This is a genomic window from Paraburkholderia sp. 22098 (assembly GCF_052045935.1).
Classification (GTDB): domain Bacteria; phylum Pseudomonadota; class Gammaproteobacteria; order Burkholderiales; family Burkholderiaceae; genus Paraburkholderia; species Paraburkholderia caledonica.
Genome location: NZ_JBQEPV010000019.1, coordinates 39,675 through 61,678, shown reverse-complemented (window position 1 = coordinate 61,678; position 22,004 = coordinate 39,675). Strand labels below are relative to the sequence as shown.

Here is a 22,004-nt window from a genome sequence, read left to right as displayed (position 1 = left end):
GTAAAGCCGCACACGGGTCATGTGTGCGGCCCGGCTGCACGAAGTACTGCGGGCATCTGAACGCGGGAACGTGCAAGAGCGGTTATCACGCCTGGCGAGCCTTTTAGGCTCTCCGGGCACATTTGTTTTATGGAGGCCGTTGTTTTGAACCGCATTCACGCGGCACGAAACACGACCGGACGAGTCGTGAGACTCCAGCATTCAAGAGGAGCCACCGCGCGGCACTCTCGCGAGGGGCGTTGAACCGATATGGCGAAACGGGATTACTACGAGGTTCTGGGCGTCGCAAAGAACGCGAGCGACGACGAAATCAAGAAGGCTTATCGCAAGCTGGCGATGAAGCACCACCCCGACCGCAATCCGGGCAACAAGGATGCGGAAGAGCATTTCAAGGAGGTGAAGGAAGCCTATGAAATGCTCTCGGACTCGCAAAAGCGTGCGGCATATGACCAGTATGGTCACGCGGGCGTCGATCCGAACATGGGCGGCGCCGGTGCGCAAGGCTTCGGCGGCTTTGCCGATGCGTTCGGCGATATTTTCGGCGACATCTTCGGCCAGGCGGCCGGCGGCGCGGCGCGAGGCGGCGGCGGACGTGCAGGCCCGCAGGTGTATCGCGGCGCCGATCTGCGCTACAGCATGGAAATCACGCTGGAACAGGCGGCGCATGGTTACGACACGCAGATTCGCGTGCCGAGCTGGGTCTCGTGCGAAGTCTGTCACGGTTCGGGCGCGAAGCCCGGCACCAAGCCGGAAACCTGCCCGACCTGTAGCGGTTCGGGTGCTGTGAGGATGTCGCAAGGCTTTTTCAGCATCCAGCAAACCTGTCCGAAATGTCACGGCACCGGCACCTATATTCCTGAGCCGTGCGCGCACTGCCACGGCGCGGGCAAGGTAAAGGAAACCAAGACGCTCGAAGTAAAGATCCCGGCAGGTATCGACGACGGCATGCGCATCCGTTCGGCCGGCAACGGCGAACCGGGCATCAACGGCGGGCCGTCAGGCGATCTGTACGTCGAGATTCATATCAAGCAGCATTCGGTATTCGAGCGCGACGGCGACGATTTGCATTGCCAGATGCCGATTCCGTTTACCACGGCGGCGTTGGGCGGCGAAATCGAGGTGCCCACGCTCGCGGGCCGCGCGAGCTTCACGGTGCCCGAAGGCACGCAGTCGGGCAAGACGTTCCGGTTGCGCGGCAAGGGTATCAAGGGCTTGCGTTCGAGCATTGCCGGCGATCTGTACGTGCATGTGCAGGTCGAAACGCCGGTCAAGCTCACGGAACCGCAACGCGATCTGCTCAAGCAGTTCGAAAAAGCTTTGGTGGAAGGCGGCGCGCGGCACAGCCCGCAAAGCAAGAGCTGGTTCGATAGAGTGAAGAGCTTCTTCGATTAACGGCAGTTAGAAGTTGGCGGTACGCATGACGGCAGATGAGCGCGGCGCTGTGTTTGCATTGCTCGATGATTGCGACGCGTCGGCGGCGCGCCGCTCGAGCAGGCTGTACACCGATTTCGCGCATGAGCGGGTATGCGCCGATCCCGCGCAGCTGGAAGCCGTTTGCGAGGCCGCCGAATCGGATGCACGGCGCGGCCTGCACGCTATCGTGCTCGCCGACTACGAGTTCGGTCGGCATCTTCTCGGCGGGGCATCAGATCCGTCGTTCAAAACGCAGCATGGCGACGCCACGCTGCGTTTTTTATTGTTCGAGCGTTGCGAGAAACTCTCACGCGACGAAGCGGACGCGTGGCTCGTAAAACAAGACGGCGACCTCGCAGAGCCGTCTGTGGCGGGCACGGCCAATGTGCGCGAGAGTGTCGAACCCGCGGAGTTCAATGCGGCCATCGGCGCAATTCATGCCGCCCTGCGCGACGGCGAGTCCTATCAGGTTAACTACACATACCGGCTCGGCTTCGACGTATTCGGCCCGCCTATCGCGCTTTATCGGCGGTTGCGGGCGCGTCAACCCGTTCGGTACGGCGCATTGATCGCGATGCCTGGTAACGGGTGGGTGCTGTCGTGTTCCCCGGAGCTTTTCGTCGAGAAGCAGAATGCAACATTGCGCGCGCGCCCGATGAAAGGCACCGCGCCACGTTCAGCCGATCCGTCAGCGGATCGCGGCGCAGCTGAATTCCTCGGCAACGACCCCAAGAATCGCGCCGAAAACGTGATGATCGTCGATCTGCTGAGGAACGATCTGTCGCGCGTCGCTCAGACGGGCTCCGTCAAAGTGCCCGCGCTCTTCTCCGTCGAGCCGTATGCATCAGTTTGGCAGATGACGTCGACGGTTGAAGCCGCTTTGCGGCCCGGCACGTCGTTCGCTGCGATAGTGCGCGCGCTCTTTCCTTGCGGCTCGATCACCGGTGCGCCGAAGCATCGCACGATGCAGTTGATCGACGAACTGGAGAGCACGCCGCGCGGCCTTTACACCGGTGCGATCGGCTGGCTGGACACGCCCACGCCCGAGCCGGCGGCGAATGAAGATAGCGGCGGCGACTTCTGCATGTCCGTCGCGATTCGCACGCTGACCTTGAAGCCGTTAGAGTCCACGGGAGAATTGCGCGGCACGATGGGCATAGGCGCGGGCATCGTGCTCGACAGCGTCGCCGAAGACGAATATGCGGAGTGTCGATTGAAAGCGCGTTTCCTGACCGGTGCGGAACCCGGCTTCGAGCTGTTCGAAACCATGTACGCGACGCGGGAAGAGGGCGTGCGCCATGTGTCGCGCCATCTCGCGAGGCTGTCGGCGAGTGCAGCGACGCTAGGCTTTCAATTCGATGCGGCAAGCATTCGCGCGCAGACCGCGGAGCGATGCGCGTCGTTGCCCGCGGCCACACCGCACCGCATGCGCGTCGCGCTAGGCAAGAGCGGCGCGACGCAAATCACGGCGGCGGTGTTGGTGCCGTTGGCCGATTCGACGGTCAACGTTCTGCTCGCAACGGATCACGATTTTGCATCGACCCAATCCGGCGATCTACTGCTGCGTCATAAGACCACGCACCGAGCACAGTACGATCGCGGCTGGCGCGAAGCCGAGGCAAAAGGCGCTTTCGACACGTTGTTCTTCAACGAACGGGGCGAGTTGACGGAAGGCGGGCGCTCAAACGTATTCGTGAAGCTGGCGGGGCGGTGGTGGACGCCGCCGCTTGCGTCGGGCGTGCTGCCCGGTGTGATGCGAAGCATCCTGCTTGAAGACGACGCTAATCTGCAAGCGGCTGAAAAGGTGCTGACAGAGGCTGACGTACTGAACGCCGAAGCGCTGTTGATCTGCAATGCATTGCGCGGCGCGCTGCCGGCCCGGATCGTCCGCTAGAAACACCGAAGCGCGGCCACGCTAATATCGCCCCCGCGAAAGCACTCTCAAAACGAGTGCTCAGGCCCAGGAAAAGTCCCGTCCTTCACGGCCTGCACATACGCTTCCACCGCAGCAAGAATGCTCGGCTGCCCGACCATGAAATCCTTCACGAAACGCGGCCGTTTACCGGGAAAGATGCCCAGCATGTCGTGCAATACCAGCACCTGACCTGAGCAGTCGAGGCCCGCGCCGATGCCGATGGTTGGAATCCGCAACTGCTTCGTGACTTCGCTCGCGAGCAGCGTCGGAATCGCTTCCATCACGATGAGCTGCGCGCCGGCCGTTTGCATGGCGAGCGAGTCGCGCAGCAACTGGTTCGCGCCTTCCTCGGTCTTGCCCTGCACCTTGAAGCCGCCAAAAGCATGCACCGACTGCGGCGTCAGCCCGACATGCGCACACACCGGAATTGAGCGCTCCACGAGGAAACGGACAGTATCCGTGAGCCATTCACCGCCTTCGAGCTTCACCATCTGCGCGCCCGCGCGCATTAATTCGACGGAGCTTCTATACGCTTCTTCCGGCGTGCCATACGTGCCGAACGGCAGGTCCGCGACGATCAACGCAGACGGTCGTGCGCGCGCCACGCTCGCCGTGTGATAGGCGATGTCGGCGAGCGAAACCGGCAGTGTGGTCGTCTGTCCTTGCAGGACGTTGCCGAGCGAGTCGCCGATCAGCATGACGTCGACACCCGCGCGATCCAGCAGCGCGGCGAAGCTTGCGTCGTAACAGGTGAGCATGGCGATTTTCTCGCCAGCATCGCGCATTGCCTGCAGTTTCGGCACGGTGACGGCGCTGCGGCTCGTCTCCTGCAAATAGGTCATGGTCGATCCGTTGAAGAGAGAGGCGCGCGCCGCTCAGAGCGACGTGCCCTTGACAAAGAATTCCTTGCGTCCGCGCATGGTTTCGATGCGCTCGGCGAGCAGCGCAAGGTCCGCGTCGGAGTCGAGCGGATTCAGATGTTCGGCGTTAACCGTCAGCACCGGCGTGCGGTCGTAGTGATAGAAGAATTCGTTGTAGGCGTCGCAAAGGGCATGCAGATACGCATCGGAAATCTGCAACTCCATCGGCACTGCGCGCTTTTGAATGCGCGAGAAGAGCACTTCGGGACTCGCTTGCAGATACACGACGAAGTCCGGTGACGGCGCGCTCACTTCCAGCCGCGCGGCGAGCGCGCGATACAGATGCCACTCGTCTTCCTGCAGCGTGAGGCGCGCGAAGATGTCGTTCTTTTGCGTCATGAAATCGGCGACGAGCGGCGTGCCCGCCACTTGCGCCGCGTTCACTTCCTGCGCCTGCTGCGCGCGTTGCAACGCGAAGTGCAATTGCGCGGGCAACGCATAACGCGCGGTGTCGCGATAAAAGCGCTCGAGGAAAGGATTGTCCTGCGGCCTCTCGAACAGTTCCTGCATCGACCAGCGTTGCGCAAGACGCCGCGCGAGCGAGGTCTTGCCGACGCCAATAGGTCCTTCGATCGCCAGATAGCCGAATGGAGGCCGCAATTGCGGCGCGGTGACGGTAAGCGGTGTGGAATTCATTCGCAGCGGCCCTTGCCCGCGGCGAGTGCGTTCAGCATCGGGCACTGGCAGGGTCCTTTCACTTTCTCGATGCGCTGATCGCGCACGGCGTCGAGCAGCGCGTCGGCGCGCCCATGTCGCGGAATGATCAGCGCAGCGTCGATTTCGACAAGCGGCACCAGCGCGAAAGCACGCTCGACGAGGCGAGGATGCGGAACGATCAGATCGGCTTCGTCGATCGATTGATCGCCGAAAAGCAGGATGTCGAGATCGAGCGTTCGCGGTGCATTGCGAAAGGGCCGCTCCCGGCCGAACTGATGCTCGATCTTGTGGCACAGCGCGAGCAGATGCCGCACGGGGAGCGTTGTGTCGATCTTGACGACGCAGTTGAAATAGTCGTCACCGCCCGCGTCGATCGGGGCCGTGCGATACAGGCTCGACTTGGCGAGCACGGTGATGGTGTGCTGTTGTGCGAGGCACACCACTGCGTCTTTCAGGGTCTGGCGCGCGTCCCCGAGATTCGCGCCGAGGCCGAGATAAGCAACCGTCATGGCATAACTTCCTGCAACTATCGTTCGACGGCTTCAGCGAACGCTGCGTCAGTCTTCGTGCGGGCCTTCATGGCCCGCTTCGGCGTCTGTGCGTTCGGCTGGCGTGCCGCCCTCCATTCCGTCGCCCGATTTGCGGTTTCTCGCGCCACTGCTGCGTCTCCGTCGTTTTCTGGGGCTTCGGTCCTTCCCGCCTTGCGTAAGCAATGTTTCACGCGCCGCGATGTCTCCTTCAATGAACTCCGTCCACCACGCTCCGACCGACTCATCGAGTTCGCCCGATTCGCAGCGCAACAGGAGGAAATCATACCCCGCTCTAAATCTTTGGTGTTCCAGCAGCTTCAGCGCGCTTCTTCCCGAGCGTTTTTCGAGGCGCAGCTGCAAGCCCCAGATCTCGCGCATGTCGGACGAGAAGCGCTTGTGGATAGCGAGTTTTTCCGTCTGCATGTCGAGGACTTCGTCCATCGCGCGATGCAGCGCCGGCACCGGATATTCACCGTTCGCTTCAAACTTCTGCCAGCGCTGTTGCACGTCGTGCCAGAGCAGCGTGGCGAACAGGAAGCCGGGCGATACCGGCTTGCCGGCGCGCACGCGTGCGTCCGTGTTGGTGAGCGCGAGCGTGATGAATTTTTCGCCGGTGGGCTGCTCGAGCACGACGTCGAGCAAGGGCAGCAAACCATGATGCAGGCCTTCCTGGCGCAGGCGCTTCAGGCAGGCGAGCGCATGGCCGGACAGCATGAGCTTCAGCATCTCGTCGAATAGACGCGCGGCCGGCACGTTGTTGATCAGGTCGGCCATTTCGGCGATCGGCGCGCGGGTCGCGTCTTCGATCTCGAAGTCGAGCTTTGCCGCAAAACGCACCACGCGCAGCATGCGTACAGGATCTTCGCGATATCGCGTGGCCGGGTCGCCGATCATGCGCAGCAGGCGCGCGCGCACGTCCGCCATGCCGTTGTGGTAGTCCAGCACCGTTTCGGTCGCGGGATCGTAGTACATCGCGTTGATCGTGAAGTCGCGGCGCGTGGCGTCTTCATGCTGCTCGCCCCACACGTTGTCGCGCAATACGCGCCCGCTTGCATCGACCGCGTGTGTGCGGCGGTCGAGCTCGTCGCGTTTCAGGCGCCGCGGCGGCGCGGCGTCAGCGGCGGGCGGATCGACCAGCGCGCGGAACGTGGAGGTTTCGATGATTTCCTGGCCGAACTGCACATGCACGATCTGAAACCTGCGGCCGATGATGCGCGCGCGGCGGAACAGCTTCTGCACCTGTTCGGGCGTGGCGTCGGTCGCCACGTCGAAGTCTTTCGGCTTGATGCCGAGCAGCAGGTCGCGCACCGCACCGCCGACGATAAACGCCCGGTGCCCCGCCTGTTGCAGGCCTTCGGTCACGCGAATCGCGTTGCGCGAGATCAGCGTGGGGTCGATGCCGTGTACGTCGTGCGGAATGATGACCGGCACGTCCGGGTCGCGCACTGTCTTTGCGGGCGCGCCATTGCGAGCCGGCTTGCGGCGCGCGCGGCCGGTTCCCGCGGCGCCTGCTGCATTGCGTGCCGGTGCGCTGCCGGGTTCGTCTGAGTCGGCTTCAGCCGGCACGGTGTCGTCGGCGGACGCTGTGTCCTGGCCGAATAGCTTACGGATGAGTTTTTTGATCACGTGGGTTGAAAGAGTTCGAGGATGCGCCAGCCTTTGGCCTGCGCATGGGCGCGCAATGTGTCGTCGGGATTCGTTGCGATCGGATCGGTGACTTTTTCGAGCAGCGGAATGTCGTTGTGCGAATCGCTGTAGAAGTAGCTGCGCTCGAAGTCGCTCCAGCTTTTGCCGAGCGACGCAAGCCATGCCTCGGTGCGCACGATCTTGCCTTCCTTGTAGCTCGGCGTGCCGGTGGGGCGGCCGGTGTAGGCCGAATGCGGCTGGCCGTCGACGGTTTCCGCTTCGCAGGCGATCAGCGTGTCGACGCCGAACGCGCTCGCGATGGGACGGGTGATGAATTCGTTGGTCGCGGTGACCACGCAGCACAGGTCGCCGGCTTCGCGGTGCCGCTTGACCAGTTCGACGGCCGCCGGGAGGATGGCCGGCGTGATCACTTCGTGCATGTACTGCGCGTGAAAGTCCGCGAGTTGCGCGCGCGTGTATTTCGCGAGCGGCGTGAGCATGGCGATCAGATAGGCGTGAATGTCCAGCTTGCCGGCTTTGTAGTCGGCATAGAAGCGGTCGTTTTCACGAGCGAAATTTTCGCCGTCGACCATACCGTGTTTCACCATGAAGCGGCCCCATTCGTGGTCGCTGTCGGTGGGAATGAGCGTGTGATCGAGGTCGAAGAGTGCGAGATTAGCCATGGGGATCTATTTTACTTGAAGCGGCGGACGACGCGGCGGGCCCGTCCGCGCCCGGCGAAGCCAGCATCGTGCGCAAAAGCGGCAACGTAACCGCCCGCTTCTGTTCGAGCGAAAAACGGTCGAGCGCGTCGAGAAGCGCCATCAGGCTTGGCATGTCGCGACGAAAGTGCGTGAGCAGATAGGCCGGCACGTCGTCGGCCAGCATGATGCCGCGCTCGCGGGCCGCGTGCTTGAGCACCGCTGCCTTGCCTTCGTCGGGCAGCGGCGCGAGGTGGAAAACGAGTCCCCAGCCGAGCCGCGTGCGCAGGTCCTCGCGCACCGTCATGCCGATCGGCGCCGCGTTGCCGGTGGCGACGAGCGCGCTCGTCGGATGCGCGCGCACTTCGTTGAAGAGATTGAACACGGCGATCTGCTGCGCGGCCGACAGGCCGTCGCAATCGTCGATCGCATAGAGCGCCACGCGCGGATCGAAACTGAACGCGGCAAGGCTGCTTTGCGGACCCGCGAAGCGCGCGTGGCCCGGCGGCGCTTCGTGCACGAGCGCTTGCAACAGGTGAGTGCGACCGCTGCCCGCTTCGCCCCAGATATAGAAGGTGCGATCGGCGACAGGCCCGGCCGCGAGCGCGCGGTCGAGTTCACGCAGGCGCGTCACCAGCTCGGCGTTTGCGCCAGCGAAAAAATTATCGAATGTCGATGGCGGCGGAGTGCCGAGATCGAGCGTCAGTTGACGAAGCACAGTAGGTTGATGCCGAAAGTAGGGCTGAGGCTGCCGATGGTCCTGGCGAGCCGGGTCACTGGAGCAGAAGGTCAATTGTTGTACAGGGTGCTTTCCAGATAGCTTTGCCGCAATTCGCGCACCGCCACGGACAAAATCGCACTCACGGGCAACGCAAGGAGCACGCCGAAAAAGCCGAACAGTTGCCCGAACGCGAGCAACGCGAAAATGACCGCGAGCGGGTGCAGCCCGATCCGCTCGCCGACGAGGCGCGGCGTCAGGAAAAAGCTCTCCACGATCTGACCGACGCCGTAGATCACAGCCACCGCACCGAAGCCGTACCAGTTGCCGAACTGCAGCAATGCCGCGAGAAGCGCCAGCGCGAGGCCGGTCGCGAAGCCAATGTACGGGATGAACACCGCGAGCCCGGTGAAGATGCCCACCGGCAGCGCGATCTCGAAGCGGGCGATGCTGAGCGCCACCGCATAGAACGCCGCGAGCACGCCCATCACGAGTAACTGGCCGCGCAGATATTGCGACAGCATCTGATCCATGTCGCGCGCGAGTTGCAGCGTCTTGTCGAGCCAGCGGCGCGGCACCACGCCCTGTACGCGCAACAGCATGCGGTTCCAGTCGTACAGCAGATAGAACAGCACGAGCGGCACCAGCACGAGATTGCCGATCACGGTCATCATGACGTTGCCGCTCGTCACGATCGAGGTCCACGCATAACGCGCGACGGTCTGCGCGCTGCCTTCCAACTGGCCCATGACGAGATCGCGCACGCTTGCGAAATCCAGCGAATCGGCGAGCCCCAGCATGGCGAGCTTGGGCTGCAGCCACGCATTCACATGGGCGAACAGTTGCGGCACCTGCTGCCGCAGCTGCGGGCCTTCCTTCTGGATGACGGCGAAGACCAGCAGCGCGAGCATTGTCACCAGCAACGTGAAAAGCAGCATCATCAGCAAGGCAGCGATCGCGCGCGGCACGCGTCGGCGCACCATCCACGCGACGCCCGGCTGCAGAATGTACGCGAGAATCGCGCCGAGCAGAAACGGCGTGAGGACGGGGCTCAAGAGCCACAGCAGAATGCCCACGCCGAGCGCGATGGCTAGCCAGATGAAAGCGCGGCGCTGGACCGGAGTCAGTATCGAGGAGTTCTGTTGCAAAGTTGTTTCCCTGGTGTCGCCGGAACGGATGATTCGAAATCCAGCCGGCCGGCAACTCTGTATGGGACCGGAGTAAGCGCTGAAGCGCCAACTCTGGATCGGCATCGGGTAAAATCGCATTTTACCGACCTTCGAGCTCTCCCCCATGAATCAACCGAAATCCGCCCCGAATTCAACCGGTTCGGCCCAAGGTCTGTCGTACCGCGACGCCGGCGTGGACATCGACGCGGGCGACGCCCTTGTCGACGCGATCAAGCCCTTTGCCAAAAAGACGATGCGCGACGGCGTGCTGGGCGGCATTGGCGGATTCGGCGCGCTGTTCGAAGTGCCGAAGAGGTACAAGGAACCGGTGCTGGTATCGGGCACAGACGGCGTGGGCACGAAGCTGCGCCTCGCGTTCGAGTTGAACAAGCACGACACCGTCGGCCAGGACCTGGTCGCCATGAGCGTGAACGACATTCTCGTGCAAGGCGCCGAGCCGCTGTTTTTCCTCGACTACTTTGCCTGCGGCAAGCTGGACGTGAACACGGCGGCAACGGTCGTCAAGGGTATCGCTTACGGCTGCGAACTGGCGGGCTGTGCCTTGATCGGCGGCGAAACGGCTGAAATGCCGGGCATGTATCCGGACGGCGAATACGATCTCGCGGGCTTCGCGGTCGGTGCGGTGGAAAAGAGCAAGATTATCGACGGCAGCACCATCGCTCCCGGCGACGTGGTGCTGGGCCTCGCTTCGAGCGGCATTCATTCGAACGGTTTTTCGCTGGTGCGCAAGATCATCGAGCGCGCGCAGCCCGATCTCAATGCGGATTTCGACGGCCGTTCGCTAGCCGACGCTTTGATGGCGCCCACGCACATTTACGTTAAGCCGCTTCTCTCGCTGATGCAGCAAATCGCGGTGAAGGGCATGGCGCACATCACCGGTGGCGGGTTGGTCGAAAATATTCCGCGGGTTCTGCGCGAAGGCCTGACGGCCGAGCTGGATCATCGCGGCTGGCCGCTGCCGCCGCTCTTCTCGTGGCTGCAAAAGCACGGCGGCGTGGCGGATGCGGAAATGCATCGCGTATTCAACTGCGGTATCGGGATGGCGGTGGTCGTCTCGGCTGCTGACGCGGATGCCGCAATCGGTCTGTTGTCCGCAGCCGGCGAGCAGGTCTGGAAGATCGGCACGATTCGCGAGAGCGCGCCGGGTGAAGCACAGACGGTAGTGGTGTAAAGATTGGCAGCCTGCGCGGCGTGAATACTAAATGCCGCGCAGGCTCGCAGTTTCAAGGTTTTCTGAGGTCTAGTAGTTCCCCAGTGTGCTCGCCATCTAGTTTGCTCGAAAGCGCAGCACTTCGGCGTGCTTCACCAAAGCGCATCAAACAGGCTGCGAAACCAGCGCTTCGATCAAATCAATCACCCGCGCGCTCGCGTTTGGGTCGCAACAGTCCACCACCACCCGTTTGTTCATGCCGCGCAGCCATGTGAGTTGCCGTTTGCACAATTGCCGCGTCGCGAACACGCCTTTGTCGCGCATGGTGGGGTAGTCGACGGTTCCATCGAGATATTCCCAGACCTGCCGGTAGCCGACGCAACGCATCGACGGCATCTCGGGCGATAAATCTCCGCGTTCGCGCAGCTTCACCACTTCATCGACAAAGCCGTTCGCCAGCATGGCATCGAAACGCTGCTCGATGCGCGCGTGCAGCACGCTTCTGTCGGACGGCTCGAGTGCGATCGGCGCGAAGCGCCACTGCGCCGCGGCGTCGTCGATGCGAGCGGGCGCGGCCAGCAATGCGGACATCGCTTGACCCGTTAGCAAGAAGACTTCGAGTGCGCGCTGGATTCGCTGCGAATCGTTGGGCGCAAGACGCGCGGCAGTCGCCGGATCGACGGCAGCCAGGCGTGCATGCAGCGCGGGCCAGCCATCCCGCGCGGCGTCGGCATCGAGTTGCGCGCGGACATTCGCGTCGGCTGCGGGCAAGTCGTTGAGCCCTTGAGTCAGCGCCTTGTAGTACAGCATCGTTCCGCCGACCAGCAGCGGCAGCCGGCCGCGCGCAGTGATCTCTGCGGTCAGCCGGAGTGCGTCGGCGCGAAATTCCGCGGCGGAGTAGGCGTCGGCGGGATCGACAATGTCGATCAGATGATGCGGCGCTACCGCGCGCTCATCGGCGGTCGGCTTTGCGGTGCCGATGTCCATCTCGCGATACACGAGCGCCGAATCGACGCTGATGATTTCGACCGGCCGCCGCGCGGCGAGAGCCAATGCAGCCGCGGTCTTGCCCGACGCAGTCGGGCCGAGCAGGCACGGAATGGGTGTGGCGGTGCGTGCGTTCATGAACGTGCCGGCGCTCGGCAATCAAGCTTCAAAAAGCGCACCGTCACTGTCCGCGCATGAAGAGGCGGTCGAGGTCGGAGAGCGTCAACTGATACCACGTGGGACGCCCGTGGTTGCACTGGTCGGCGCGCTCGGTCGCTTCCATCTGACGCAGCAGCGCGTTCATTTCGTCCAGCGTGAGACGCCGGTTCGCGCGCACCGCGTGATGGCAGGCGAGCGTGCCGAGCAGTTCGTGCTGACGCTCGGTCAGGACACGCGAGCCGCCGTAAGCATGTAGATCGGCCAGCACCGCGCGCGCCAATGCCTGAAGGTCTGCATCTTTCAGCAGCGCCGGCACCGCGCGGATGGCGAGGGTAGTCGGCGACAAAACGGCCAGGTCGAAGCCGAGTGCGTCGAGCGTGTCGCGCTCTTCTTCCACTGTGCCGATTTCGACAGGGTCCGCCTGCATCGTCTGCGGAATCAGCAACGGCTGCACGGCGATCGTGCGGTCGGCGAGCGCGTTCTTGAACTGCTCGTAAAGAATGCGCTCGTGCGCGGCGTGCATATCGACGATCACGAGTCCATGCGCGTTCTGCGCAAGCACGTAGATGCCGTGAATCTGGCCGAGCGCGAAGCCGAGCGGCTGGTCGTCGGCGGGATTGAACGCGGGCGGCGCGTAGGACGCTGACGCGTTATAGGGCGACGGACCTTCGGCGGCGGAATCGCGCGCTTCGAAGAGCGTCGCGCCTTGCGCAGTGCCTGCGCTGGTGTCCTTGCGGCCGAACAACGCGTCATAGAATGCGAGCGGTTGGGCGACCGGCAGCGTGCCCTGTGTCATGCGCGACTGGCGCATCCACGTATTGCCCGCTTGCGACGCGCTGAAGCCGCTACCCGTCGATCCAGGCGTGCCGTTGGAACCCAAGCCGCCGACAAAGCTGCCCGCAGCGGGAGCGCCGAACCCTGGAACGCCGGCACCGCCCGGCGACGTTCCGAACGAAACCGCTCCGTCTGCCGACGCTTGCAGATGCGCCGCGTGCCCGCCTGCGGTCGTCTCCGGCGACGCGCCCGCATGGCGCGCCAGCGCACGCTGGACCGCGTGGAAAACGAACTGATGAATCGAGCGTGAATCGCGGAACCGGACTTCGATTTTCGACGGATGCACGTTCACGTCGACCGCTTCGGGCGGCAAATCGAGAAACAGTACATACGACGGATAACGGTCGCCATGCAGCACGTCTTCATAAGCGGCGCGCACCGCGTGCGTCAGCAGCTTGTCGCGCACGAAACGGCCATTGACGAAAAAGTACTGCTGGTCGGAGCGTCCGCGGCTCGCGGTCGGCAAACCCGCGCAACCGTAGACGGCGAGCGGACCGGCGGATTCATCGAGCGGCAGATGAGCCGTCGCGAAAGTTTCGCCCAGTATCTTTGCGACTCGCGCGGGCGGTTCGCTGGCGTTCCAATGCTCGACGGCCTTGCCGTTGTGCAGGACCGAAATGGCGACGTCCGGTCGCGCCAAGGCGGCACGACGGATCTGTTCGAGACAATGGCCGAGTTCGGTCTGTTCGCTTTTCAGGAATTTGCGACGCGCGGGCGTATTGAAGTACAGCTCGCGCACTTCGATGGTGGTGCCTTGCGTGCCCGCAGCCGGGCTCAGCACGCCGGTTTGTGCATCGACGCGCACTGCATGCGGCGCGTCGGCTGTGCGGCTTGTGATGGTCATCTGCGCGACCGACGCGATCGACGCCAGCGCCTCGCCGCGAAACCCGAGCGTCGCGACGGCCTCAAGCTCGGCGAGCGAGCGGATTTTGCTGGTCGCGTGGCGCATCAACGCGAGCGCAAGTTCGTTCTCGGGAATGCCGCAGCCGTCGTCGGTGATCGAAATACGTTTGACGCCGCCCTCGTCCAGCATGATGCGAAGCGTCTGCGCGCCCGCGTCGAGCGCGTTTTCAAGCAACTCCTTCACCACCGATGCGGGCCGCTCGACCACTTCGCCGGCGGCAATCTGGCTGATGAGCTGATCGGGCAGCGGCAGGATTGCCCGCAGCGGGCGCACGGCCGGTGTAGCGGCGGCGGCCGTGGCGTCGACAGGCGTTTCGGAAAATTCGGACATGCCGAAATTATAGCGATTCGGCGCGGCGGCCCTCGAATGGCGGAAACACGCCGGAGATTTTCGAAGTTCGCCCGGGCACTTTCTGTATCATGACGCGGTCAATTCGGGCGGCGAGCGAGCGCTCGCCGTTATCCCGCGGGTCTGCTGCCGACCCTCACACCACGTTCACTCTTGCCTCATAAAGGACGCTTTTTGGACACGCTGCTACATCTAGCCAATCTTGTGCTGCACATCGACAAGTTCCTGGGAGAATTCATCCACGTGTACGGCGCCTGGGTCTATGCGGTGCTTTTCCTGATCGTGTTCTGCGAAACGGGGCTCGTGATTGTGCCGTTTCTTCCGGGCGATTCATTGCTGTTTATCGGCGGGGCTTTCTGCGCGTCTGGACAGATGAATCTCGGTCTGCTGATCCTGTTGCTGTTCGTCGCGGCGACCACGGGCAATACCGTCAACTATATGATCGGGCGAGCGATCGGGCCGAAGGTTTTCAATTCGCGTATTCCAGTGCTCGAGCGTTTTCTCGACCGGCGCGCGCTGCAGAAAACACATGACTTCTACGAGAGGCATGGCGGCAAGACCATCGTGCTTGCGCGTTTCATTCCGGTTGTGCGGACGTTTGCGCCGTTCGTCGCGGGTGCTTCGGAGATGACGGTTAGCCGGTTTCAGCTGTTCAATGTCGCCGGCGCGCTGTTCTGGGTATTGCTGCTTGTTCTGCTCGGCTATTTCTTCGGCAATATTCCGTTTATCCGCCAATATCTGAATGTGATCGTGCTCGTCGGGATTGGCGCTGCGATTGTGCCGGTCGTGCTCGGCGCGCTCTGGAAGATGATGCGCAAGAGTGCGTCGAAGCCTGGCTAACGCTGGCGCGGGCACTCAGTCCGCTGACCTACTTGCATGAGCAAACGGCGTCGCGTAAATTGCGACGCCGTTTTTTTTTGCGTGCGCGGCCACACGCCTGCGTGCGCGTTCACGTGACTGCACGCGGCGCGAGCGGGGTTTCGGGCGTCGGGTAACCGGCCTCGCGGAATGTCTGGATGATCGCGCGGTTGGTGTCGAAGTACACCTGCCAGTAATGCTCATTGTGTGCGTAGGGTCGCACGCAAAGCAGCGGTCCTTCGGGCGTGAAGCTCAGCACTTCGACATCGGGCGCGGGGCTTTCCGCAACGTTCGGTATTTCGCCGATCGCAGCCTTCAGCCGGTTCATCGCGTCCGTCGGGTCGACGCCGTTCGCGATCTTCGCTGTCAGTTCGACCCGTCGCACCGGCAGCACGCTGTAATTGGAAATCGTGTCGGAGAAAATCTTGTTGTTGCCGATGATTGTCGTCACGTTATCTGGCGTAACGATGGTCGTGCCGAACAAACCGAGTTCGGAGACGGTGCCCGTGACGCCGCCCGCGGTCACGAAGTCGCCGACCTTGAACGGCCTCAACACCTGCATGAAGATGCCGGCCGCGAAGTGCGCGAGCAGTCCGCCCCACGCCGTGCCGATCGCGAGGCCGAGCCCGGCGAGCAACGCCGCGAACGAAGTGGTTTGCACGCCGAATACCTGCAAGATCGCGAGGATCAGAAGCAGGTTCAATAGCGCGCCGAGGATCGAGCCGAGGTAATGCGCGAGTGTCGGGTCGACGCGGCTGTTGCGCGTTAGCACCGCGCGCAGCAAGCGGGTAATCAGTCCAATGACCCAGCGGCCGACGATCCACAAGACGATCGCACCGAGCACTTTGACGCCGAGGTCGATGCCGCGGGTCATCATGAAAACGCGTACGGTTTCGAAATCCAAGATGTTCCCCAATCGGTGAACTTGCTTTGACTGATTACGACGTGACGCGATGCTGCGGGCCGGCGCTTGGGTGGCTGAATCCAACCGGATGCTGCCTGGTCTTGGGAAGTTATAGGTGAAGGCGCGAGGCTGCGCAAGGACCGTTCCCGCCGCGCCTCGCGCTCGCACGACGCGTTTTACATCGGCAGGTGAGAGTCGGAGTAGGGCGATGTCGGAATGACCAACGTCTTGCCTAACGTCGATCTGGCGGGGCGGTTTCGGCGACCAAAACTGCGCCACGCAACTGCCGCAACGATTGCGAGCGCATATGCGGCGCTGCGTACGAAGAACGCGGTCGGCGTGCTGAACTGGCCGTAACGTGTGCGGGCGTCGGCAAAGACAAGGAAAGTGAGGGCTGCATCCAGCAGCATTGCGGTGAGCGCCAGCGCGGAAAACACGCGAGAGCCGTCTATCGCGGCGCCGGGTATCAGGCGATTGCACCCATTGCACGCGACAAGCACGATCGCCAGCAACGCAAGATTCGAAGCGAGATCGAACAGAAAATTGGTCATATCGATGGAATGAAAGCGCCGCAGGTTGCGGTGTTGCGAGAGCGTCTGTGTCCGTCGGTTCTCGGCGAATTGACAGACGGCGGCGATCATTGCACGTCTTTATGTCTCAATAAATGCTCACGTTCGCAGTCCGTAGCGTTGTCGGAATGTGCGAGGTATCGCGTGAGAAAAGTCAGGGGCGTAACGAGAAATCGCGGCGAGTTGTGGGCTGTTTTGCTTTGGACTTCGCCGTGTGGTTTGCGCTACTTCTTCTTGGAGAGAAGAGTGTTGCTAAGAGACCAGGGGAGCGCGCGCTGCAAAGAAACCGCGACGAAAAAAGAAAAGGGCTTACGACGCTGACGCGTGTAAGCCCTCGAATCTTTTGGTAGGCCGTACGGGATTCGAACCTGTGACCAACGGATTAAAAGTCCGCTGCTCTACCAGCTGAGCTAACGACCCAAAAGAGAAGCGAAATTATAGCGATAGCCCCGGACGACTGTCAACCCGTTCCGAGCAATCCGATATACACGTTAGTGCAGTCCAGATAGTGAAAAGCCCGGGGCATGAAGACCCGGGCTTTTCGGCGAGAGGCGCGCGTGACCATCTTTTTGGCGCTCACGGACACTGCGCGTTACTGCCAACTGCTCGACACTACTACGACTACTTGATCTGCGACAGCTTGCTTTGCGCCGACTGCGCGACGTCCGAGCCGCCGTATTGCGCGACGATCTGCTCGAGCGTCTTCTTGGCCGCGGCCTTCTGACCTTGCTCGAGCTGATTGTTCGCGATTGCCATCAATGCTTCAGGCGCTCGCGGATGCTGCGGATAATTCTTCACCACACCTTGCCAGGTCGCCGTCGAGCCCTTGTAATCGCGCAACGCATACAGCGCGTTGCCGAGCCAGTACTGCGCGGTCGGCTGATAAGGGCTGTTCGGATACTTGGAGATGAAGCTGCGGAACGACGCCGCCGCATTCTTGAAGTCGCCGTTGCGGAACTGCTGTGAGGCCGCATTGAACGACTCCGTTTCGCCCGGCTGCACCTCGCCCTGAACGCCATCCACCGTTTGCTGCTGCGGCTCGAATTTCTTCAGGCGCGTGTCCAGATCGGTGTAGTAGTCCTTCTGCTGTTTTTGCAGCGTGGCGAGCTGATTGGCCATGTCCTCGTTCTGCCCGCGCAGCGTCGCGACCTGTTGATTCATCTGGTCGAGACGGTTGGACTGATCGAGGATCGTGCGCTGTGCTGCCGACAACTGGCTCGACAGGCTGTCAGTCTTCGACCGAAGATCGAGAATGGCCTGGCGGGCCTGATCGTCGTCGAAGATACCGGCGTGCGCGGGCACAGCCATGAAGACCGTGCCCGCGACGCAGGCCGCTGCGGCAAATCGCAGCCAGGAGAAACGATGCGTCATTCGGCTCATCACCTGTTACTTACTGTTGGTACACGAGATCGGCGCGGCGGTTCTGTGCCCACGACGATTCGTCATGACCGGTAGCTTGCGGCTTTTCCTTGCCGAGGCTCACGGCTTCCATTTGCGAGTCGGTCACGCCCATCAGCGACAGCGAACGACGCACTGCTTCAGCACGCTTCTGGCCCAGTGCCAGGTTGTACTCGCTCGTGCCGCGCTCGTCGGTGTTGCCCTGGATCAGCACGTGGCGTTGCGGATGGCTCTTCAGATACTGCGCGTGTTGTTGCAGCAGCGACTGGTAGTCGTCCTTCACCGAATAGCTGTCGAAGTCGAAGTAAATGCTGCGCTTTGCGAGCGGGCTGTTCGGATCGTTCAGCGGGTCGACGTTCACTTGCGCGACATCGTTCGGGTTCGGTTGCGTCGAGACGGCGCCGCCCTTGTTTGCGTTTTCGTCGAGCTTGACGCCCGAATGACATGCGGCCAGTGCACCGACCATGAGGACTGCGAATGCGAAGCGAAGTTTAGACATCATTTTTTACTCTCCTTGTGTTATTGCATCAACGTTATTGCATGAAAGGGCCCCAGGACGGCTCACGTACGCTGCCGCCCTGCACTGACAGGACCTGCCGGGTGCGACCGTCGGTCGAAACCGCAGCCAATACGCCACGGCCGTTCACCTGAGTGGCGTAAAGAATGTACTGACCGTTCGCCGCGAAGCTCGGCGATTCGTCATGTGTCGTGTCCGTCAGGCCCGTGGCCGTTCCGCCTTGCAGGTCCTGGATATACAGCTTGAAGCCGCCGCCGACGCGCGAAATATACGCGAGTTGCTTGCCGTCCGGGCTCACGCGCGGACTGGTGTTGTAGCTGCCGGTGAACGTGACCCGTTGTGCCGCGCCGGCGCTTTCACCCTGCGCCGACATCTTGTAGATCTGCGGTTGACCGCCGCGGTCGCTCGTAAAATAGATCGTCTGGCCGTCTGGCGAGAAGGTCGGCTCCGTGTCGATTGAGCTGCCTTGCGTGAGACGGCGCATGCCAGTGCCGTCCGCATTGACGGCGAAGATTTGCGTGTTGCCCGTGCGCGAGAGCGCCACGGCGAGCGTGCGCCCGTCCGGCGACCATGCAGGCGCGCTGTTATTGCCTTTCTGGTCCGAAACGACAATACGCCGACCCGTAGGCAGATCGTGGATATAGACGATCGGTTTCTTCTTTTCGAACGATACGTAAGCCACCTTGGTGCCATCGGGCGACCATGCTGGCGAGATGATCGGCTCCGGGCTCGACAACGCAATGTGCGCGTCCTGACCGTCCGAATCCGAGATCTGCAACTGATAACGGTTGCCGGTCTTGATGACATACGACAGCCGCGTCGCGAACACACCGCGGCCGCCCATTAGCTTCGCGTATATGTAGTCGGCCACCTTGTGCGCGCTCATGCGCAGGCCGCTTTCGGGGCTGACCAGCACGAGGCCGCCGAGGCTCTCGCCCTTGACCGTGTCGTACAGCTTGAAGCGCACTTCGTACTGGCCGTTCGGCAGGCGGTTCACGCTGCCGGCCACGAATGCATTCGCGCCTTTTGCCTTCCAGCTACCGAGGTCGACCGAAGCCGTTTCGGGAACCGGCGTCGAGCCTGCGTCGATATTGGTGAATTTGCCGCTGCGTTGCAGGTCCTGACGCACGATGGTGCTGACCTGTTGCGGCGAGCTCGCTTCGTTGGCGAAGTTCGCCGTTGCGATCGGGAACTGGGTGGACCCGACGCCCGTCACGAGGACGTTGAGTTGTGCGTTCGCGGCGCCGCCGACGGCGATCAGGCACGACGCTACAAGTGTCCGCAGGCCTAGCTTGGTCATCAAACTCATGCTGTATGGATTCCCCAAAAAACGGTTTTACTAAAGCTTCGCGACAGCAGACAGACCGGAAAAGAGCTAATTCGTTCCCGAGCACGCCGCGCCGGGCGGGGCGCTGGGTCTGCTGTCAAGGTACTGTCAGGCTTTCATCAACCTGCCGGTCGCAACGTAATTCTGAAGCTCGCCGGTGTCTTGCCGTCAATGTCCTGAGGCATTGGGTCCGAGCGCTGAACGGCTCGCAACGCCGCGTCGTCCCACGCGGAATTGCCGCTGCTGTGAGCGATCGTTGCGCTCAACAGGGTGCCTGTTGGTGAACAACGAACGGCGATCACAGTCTCGAGGCCCTCCGTCTCACCGCCCCACGAAATGTTCGGCCGCACCACGCGACGCACCTTGTCAGCGTAACCCGGCGATGCCGCATTACCACCCGAGCCGCTGCCCGTGCCGCTCTTGCCGAGGCCATTGCCAGTCGAGCCCGGAGGCCCGGCCATGCCCTGCATTTGCGCGAGCCGAGCGCGGCGTTCCGCGTCGACCTTTTTCGCTTGTGCCGCTGCTTCGGCTTGTGCGGCTTGTGCTTTCGCCTTCGCCGCCTTTTGCGCGTCCGCCTTTTTCTGCGCTTCGGCCTCAGCCTGCTTTTGCTGTTCCTGCTGCTTTTCCTGCTGTTGTTCCTTCAACTGCTGCTGCTTCTGCTGCTCGGCCAACTGCTGTTGCTTCAGCTTTTCCGCCTGCTGCTGTTGTTGCTTCTGCTTCGCGGCCGCCGCTTTCTGGGCAGCCAGTTGCGCCGCCTGTTCGGCCAACTGTTGCTGACGCTTCGCCTCGGCTTCCTGCTGAGCCTGCAGCTTTTCCTGACGTTGCTGCTCCGCAAGTTGCGCCTGACGAGCCGCTTCCTGTTGCTTGCGTTTCTTCTCCTGCAGCGCGATTTCGGCCTGTTCGTCGGCCACGGGCGGAGCAGGGACCACAGGCGCGGGCGGCGGCGGCGCCACGCGCGGGATCGCGGTGTCCGGCACTTCGGTCCACAGTTCCGCTTCGGCGCCTTCGGGCGTGCTGTTCTGCCACTGAATGCCGTGATAGAGGAAGAACCCGAGCAGCGCATGCATCACCAGCGCGAACGCAAAGGCGCGCCCGGTGCCGCGTTCACGCGGTGGCTGGAGCGGATAGTCGGTGTTCTTACGGATCATTGCGATTTGACGAGCAATCCAACGCGTTTGACGCCCCGTGCCTTCAGCTCGGACATCACGTTCATCACGGCTTCATACTTCACGGTCTTGTCGGCGGCGATCACGACGGGCTGATCGGGATGCGACTGCGCGCGGTCGGCGATAAAGCCGTTGAGGCCCGCTTTCGTCATGTCCTCCTGCTGCTGCGCGCCCGAGTCGTCCTTGTATTTGACGCTCATGTTGCCGTCCGCGCGAATGTTGACGATCACAGGCGGCGTTTGCTGTTGTGGCGCTGCGCCGCCGACAGTCGGCAGATTGACGATGGACGGCGCGACGAGCGGCGCGGTCACCATGAAGATGACGAGCAGCACGAGCATCACGTCGATATACGGCACGACGTTGATGTCGGACATCGCGCGGCGCGAGCGGCCGCCGCGCATGCTGGAGGAGCGAGAGCCTGCCATCGTGGACTCCTTAGTGCGCCTGGCGCTGCAAGATGTTCGAGAACTCTTCGATGAAGGTCTCGAAGCGGATCGCCAGACGGTCGATGTCGTGCGCGTAGCGGTTGTATGCGACCACGGCCGGGATCGCGGCAAACAGGCCGATCGCGGTTGCAGTCAGCGCTTCGGCGATGCCCGGCGCCACGTTCGCGAGCGTGGCCTGTTGCACGTTGGCGAGTCCGCGGAACGCATTCATGATCCCCCACACCGTACCGAACAAACCGATATACGGGCTGACCGAACCGACCGACGCCAGAAACGCGAGGTTCGCTTCGAGCACGTCCATTTCACGCTGGAACGCCGCACGCATTGCACGGCGCGCGCCGTCGAGAATCGCGCCCGGGTCGTTCAGGCGTTTTTCCTTGCCCTTGAGGAATTCGCGCATGCCCGACTCGAAAATCCGTTCGAGCGCGCCGATGGTGTGACGGTTATTGGCAGCGCTCTGATACAGCGCCTGCAGGTCGCCGCCCGACCAGAAATCACGTTCGAAACGCTCAGTCTGCGCGCGGGCGCGGCGGATCGCAAACCACTTGCGGAAGATGAAAGTCCACGAAAGCAGTGACAGCAACAGCAGGAGCGCCATGACGGCCTGCGCCAGCAGGCTCGCGTTGAGTACGAGAGAAACGATCGACAGATCTTGTGTAGTGTTCATAAAGGTTCGTTTTATCGTCCCGAAAGGGGCGTCCGGCTTTGCAAGGCCACGCGAAGCTTTCCGTGAGCAAAACGGAAGCATCGGCGGTACTGCAAGCCGA

General features: G+C 62.5%; 21 protein-coding genes and 1 tRNA gene. 4 read left to right on the top strand and 18 right to left on the bottom strand.

The window, feature by feature from the left end:
* Positions 1–249 precede the first annotated feature (249 nt).
* Together dnaJ and pabB are read left to right on the top strand one after the other, a co-directional pair.
* Positions 250–1,392: a molecular chaperone DnaJ gene (gene dnaJ / locus ACTJLB_RS29095; RefSeq protein ID WP_020069711.1), complete on the top strand. Its 1,143-nt coding sequence runs from the start codon at positions 250–252 to the stop codon at positions 1,390–1,392.
* A gap of 25 nt (positions 1,393–1,417) precedes the next feature.
* On the top strand, positions 1,418–3,307 hold the full coding sequence (gene pabB, locus ACTJLB_RS29090) for an aminodeoxychorismate synthase component I (protein ID WP_440785310.1): 1,890 nt from the start codon (positions 1,418–1,420) through the stop codon (positions 3,305–3,307).
* A 47-nt stretch (positions 3,308–3,354) separates the two neighbouring features.
* Here pabB and panB read toward each other — a convergent pair whose 3' ends face one another.
* From panB to ACTJLB_RS29055, 7 genes are all read right to left on the bottom strand, one after another.
* A complete protein-coding gene (gene panB, locus ACTJLB_RS29085) occupies positions 3,355–4,170 on the bottom strand; it encodes a 3-methyl-2-oxobutanoate hydroxymethyltransferase (protein ID WP_020069713.1) in 816 nt (271 codons plus the stop codon).
* A 33-nt stretch (positions 4,171–4,203) separates the two neighbouring features.
* The gene (locus tag ACTJLB_RS29080; protein ID WP_408127425.1) at positions 4,204–4,884 is read right to left on the bottom strand and encodes a deoxynucleoside kinase; all 681 of its coding nucleotides are present in this window, start codon (positions 4,882–4,884) and stop codon (positions 4,204–4,206) included.
* On the bottom strand, positions 4,881–5,414 hold the full coding sequence (folK, locus tag ACTJLB_RS29075) for a 2-amino-4-hydroxy-6-hydroxymethyldihydropteridine diphosphokinase (protein ID WP_020069715.1): 534 nt from the start codon (positions 5,412–5,414) through the stop codon (positions 4,881–4,883). The genes ACTJLB_RS29080 and folK overlap by 4 nt, the downstream gene beginning before the upstream one ends.
* A 48-nt stretch (positions 5,415–5,462) precedes the next feature.
* A complete protein-coding gene (gene pcnB, locus ACTJLB_RS29070) occupies positions 5,463–7,061 on the bottom strand; it encodes a polynucleotide adenylyltransferase PcnB (protein WP_087750887.1) in 1,599 nt (532 codons plus the stop codon).
* Positions 7,058–7,744, bottom strand: coding sequence for an HAD family hydrolase (locus ACTJLB_RS29065; RefSeq protein ID WP_020069717.1), 687 nt, complete (start codon positions 7,742–7,744; stop codon positions 7,058–7,060). Before ACTJLB_RS29065 ends, pcnB begins: the two co-directional genes overlap by 4 nt.
* Positions 7,737–8,480, bottom strand: coding sequence for a DnaA regulatory inactivator Hda (hda, locus tag ACTJLB_RS29060; RefSeq protein ID WP_440785308.1), 744 nt, complete (start codon positions 8,478–8,480; stop codon positions 7,737–7,739). Before hda ends, ACTJLB_RS29065 begins: the two co-directional genes overlap by 8 nt.
* A 71-nt stretch (positions 8,481–8,551) precedes the next feature.
* Positions 8,552–9,628: an AI-2E family transporter gene (locus ACTJLB_RS29055; protein WP_020069719.1), complete on the bottom strand. Its 1,077-nt coding sequence runs from the start codon at positions 9,626–9,628 to the stop codon at positions 8,552–8,554.
* A gap of 145 nt (positions 9,629–9,773) precedes the next feature.
* Here ACTJLB_RS29055 and purM point away from each other — a divergent pair, with 145 nt between their 5' ends.
* Positions 9,774–10,841, top strand: coding sequence for a phosphoribosylformylglycinamidine cyclo-ligase (gene purM / locus ACTJLB_RS29050; protein ID WP_020069720.1), 1,068 nt, complete (start codon positions 9,774–9,776; stop codon positions 10,839–10,841).
* Positions 10,842–10,985: 144 nt separating this feature from the next.
* Here purM and miaA read toward each other — a convergent pair whose 3' ends face one another.
* Both miaA and mutL read right to left on the bottom strand, forming a co-directional pair.
* On the bottom strand, positions 10,986–11,945 hold the full coding sequence (gene miaA / locus ACTJLB_RS29045; RefSeq protein ID WP_440785307.1) for a tRNA (adenosine(37)-N6)-dimethylallyltransferase MiaA: 960 nt from the start codon (positions 11,943–11,945) through the stop codon (positions 10,986–10,988).
* A 43-nt stretch (positions 11,946–11,988) separates the two neighbouring features.
* Positions 11,989–14,034 (bottom strand): DNA mismatch repair endonuclease MutL, encoded by a 2,046-nt coding sequence (gene mutL / locus ACTJLB_RS29040; protein WP_440785306.1) that lies wholly within the window; start codon positions 14,032–14,034, stop codon positions 11,989–11,991.
* Positions 14,035–14,226: 192 nt separating this feature from the next.
* Between mutL and ACTJLB_RS29035 the strand changes: the two genes are divergently transcribed.
* Entirely contained in the window at positions 14,227–14,892 is a 666-nt protein-coding gene (locus tag ACTJLB_RS29035; RefSeq protein WP_027804898.1) for a VTT domain-containing protein, read from the top strand.
* Positions 14,893–15,001: 109 nt separating this feature from the next.
* Here ACTJLB_RS29035 and ACTJLB_RS29030 read toward each other — a convergent pair whose 3' ends face one another.
* The 9 genes from ACTJLB_RS29030 to tolQ form a co-directional block, all read right to left on the bottom strand.
* Positions 15,002–15,814 carry a mechanosensitive ion channel family protein gene (locus tag ACTJLB_RS29030; RefSeq protein ID WP_440785305.1) on the bottom strand — a complete coding sequence of 271 codons (813 nt, stop codon included), beginning with the start codon at positions 15,812–15,814 and terminating at the stop codon, positions 15,002–15,004.
* 176 nt (positions 15,815–15,990) lie between these two features.
* Positions 15,991–16,365, bottom strand: coding sequence for a hypothetical protein (locus ACTJLB_RS29025; protein WP_408127943.1), 375 nt, complete (start codon positions 16,363–16,365; stop codon positions 15,991–15,993).
* Positions 16,366–16,727: 362 nt separating this feature from the next.
* Positions 16,728–16,803 (bottom strand) — tRNA-Lys (locus ACTJLB_RS29020).
* 201 nt (positions 16,804–17,004) lie between these two features.
* Positions 17,005–17,754 carry a tol-pal system protein YbgF gene (ybgF, locus tag ACTJLB_RS29015; protein WP_027777926.1) on the bottom strand — a complete coding sequence of 250 codons (750 nt, stop codon included), beginning with the start codon at positions 17,752–17,754 and terminating at the stop codon, positions 17,005–17,007.
* A 19-nt stretch (positions 17,755–17,773) separates the two neighbouring features.
* Complete coding sequence (gene pal / locus ACTJLB_RS29010) at positions 17,774–18,283, bottom strand: peptidoglycan-associated lipoprotein Pal (RefSeq protein ID WP_013338115.1); 510 nt, start codon at positions 18,281–18,283, stop codon at positions 17,774–17,776.
* A 31-nt stretch (positions 18,284–18,314) separates the two neighbouring features.
* Positions 18,315–19,607: a Tol-Pal system beta propeller repeat protein TolB gene (gene tolB, locus ACTJLB_RS29005; protein ID WP_027777927.1), complete on the bottom strand. Its 1,293-nt coding sequence runs from the start codon at positions 19,605–19,607 to the stop codon at positions 18,315–18,317.
* A 137-nt stretch (positions 19,608–19,744) separates the two neighbouring features.
* Positions 19,745–20,773: a cell envelope integrity protein TolA gene (tolA, locus tag ACTJLB_RS29000; protein ID WP_020069728.1), complete on the bottom strand. Its 1,029-nt coding sequence runs from the start codon at positions 20,771–20,773 to the stop codon at positions 19,745–19,747.
* A complete protein-coding gene (tolR, locus tag ACTJLB_RS28995) occupies positions 20,770–21,216 on the bottom strand; it encodes a protein TolR (protein ID WP_025601528.1) in 447 nt (148 codons plus the stop codon). The genes tolA and tolR overlap by 4 nt, the downstream gene beginning before the upstream one ends.
* Positions 21,217–21,226: 10 nt before the next feature.
* A complete protein-coding gene (gene tolQ, locus ACTJLB_RS28990; protein WP_006047860.1) occupies positions 21,227–21,904 on the bottom strand; it encodes a protein TolQ in 678 nt (225 codons plus the stop codon).
* Positions 21,905–22,004 lie beyond the last annotated feature (100 nt).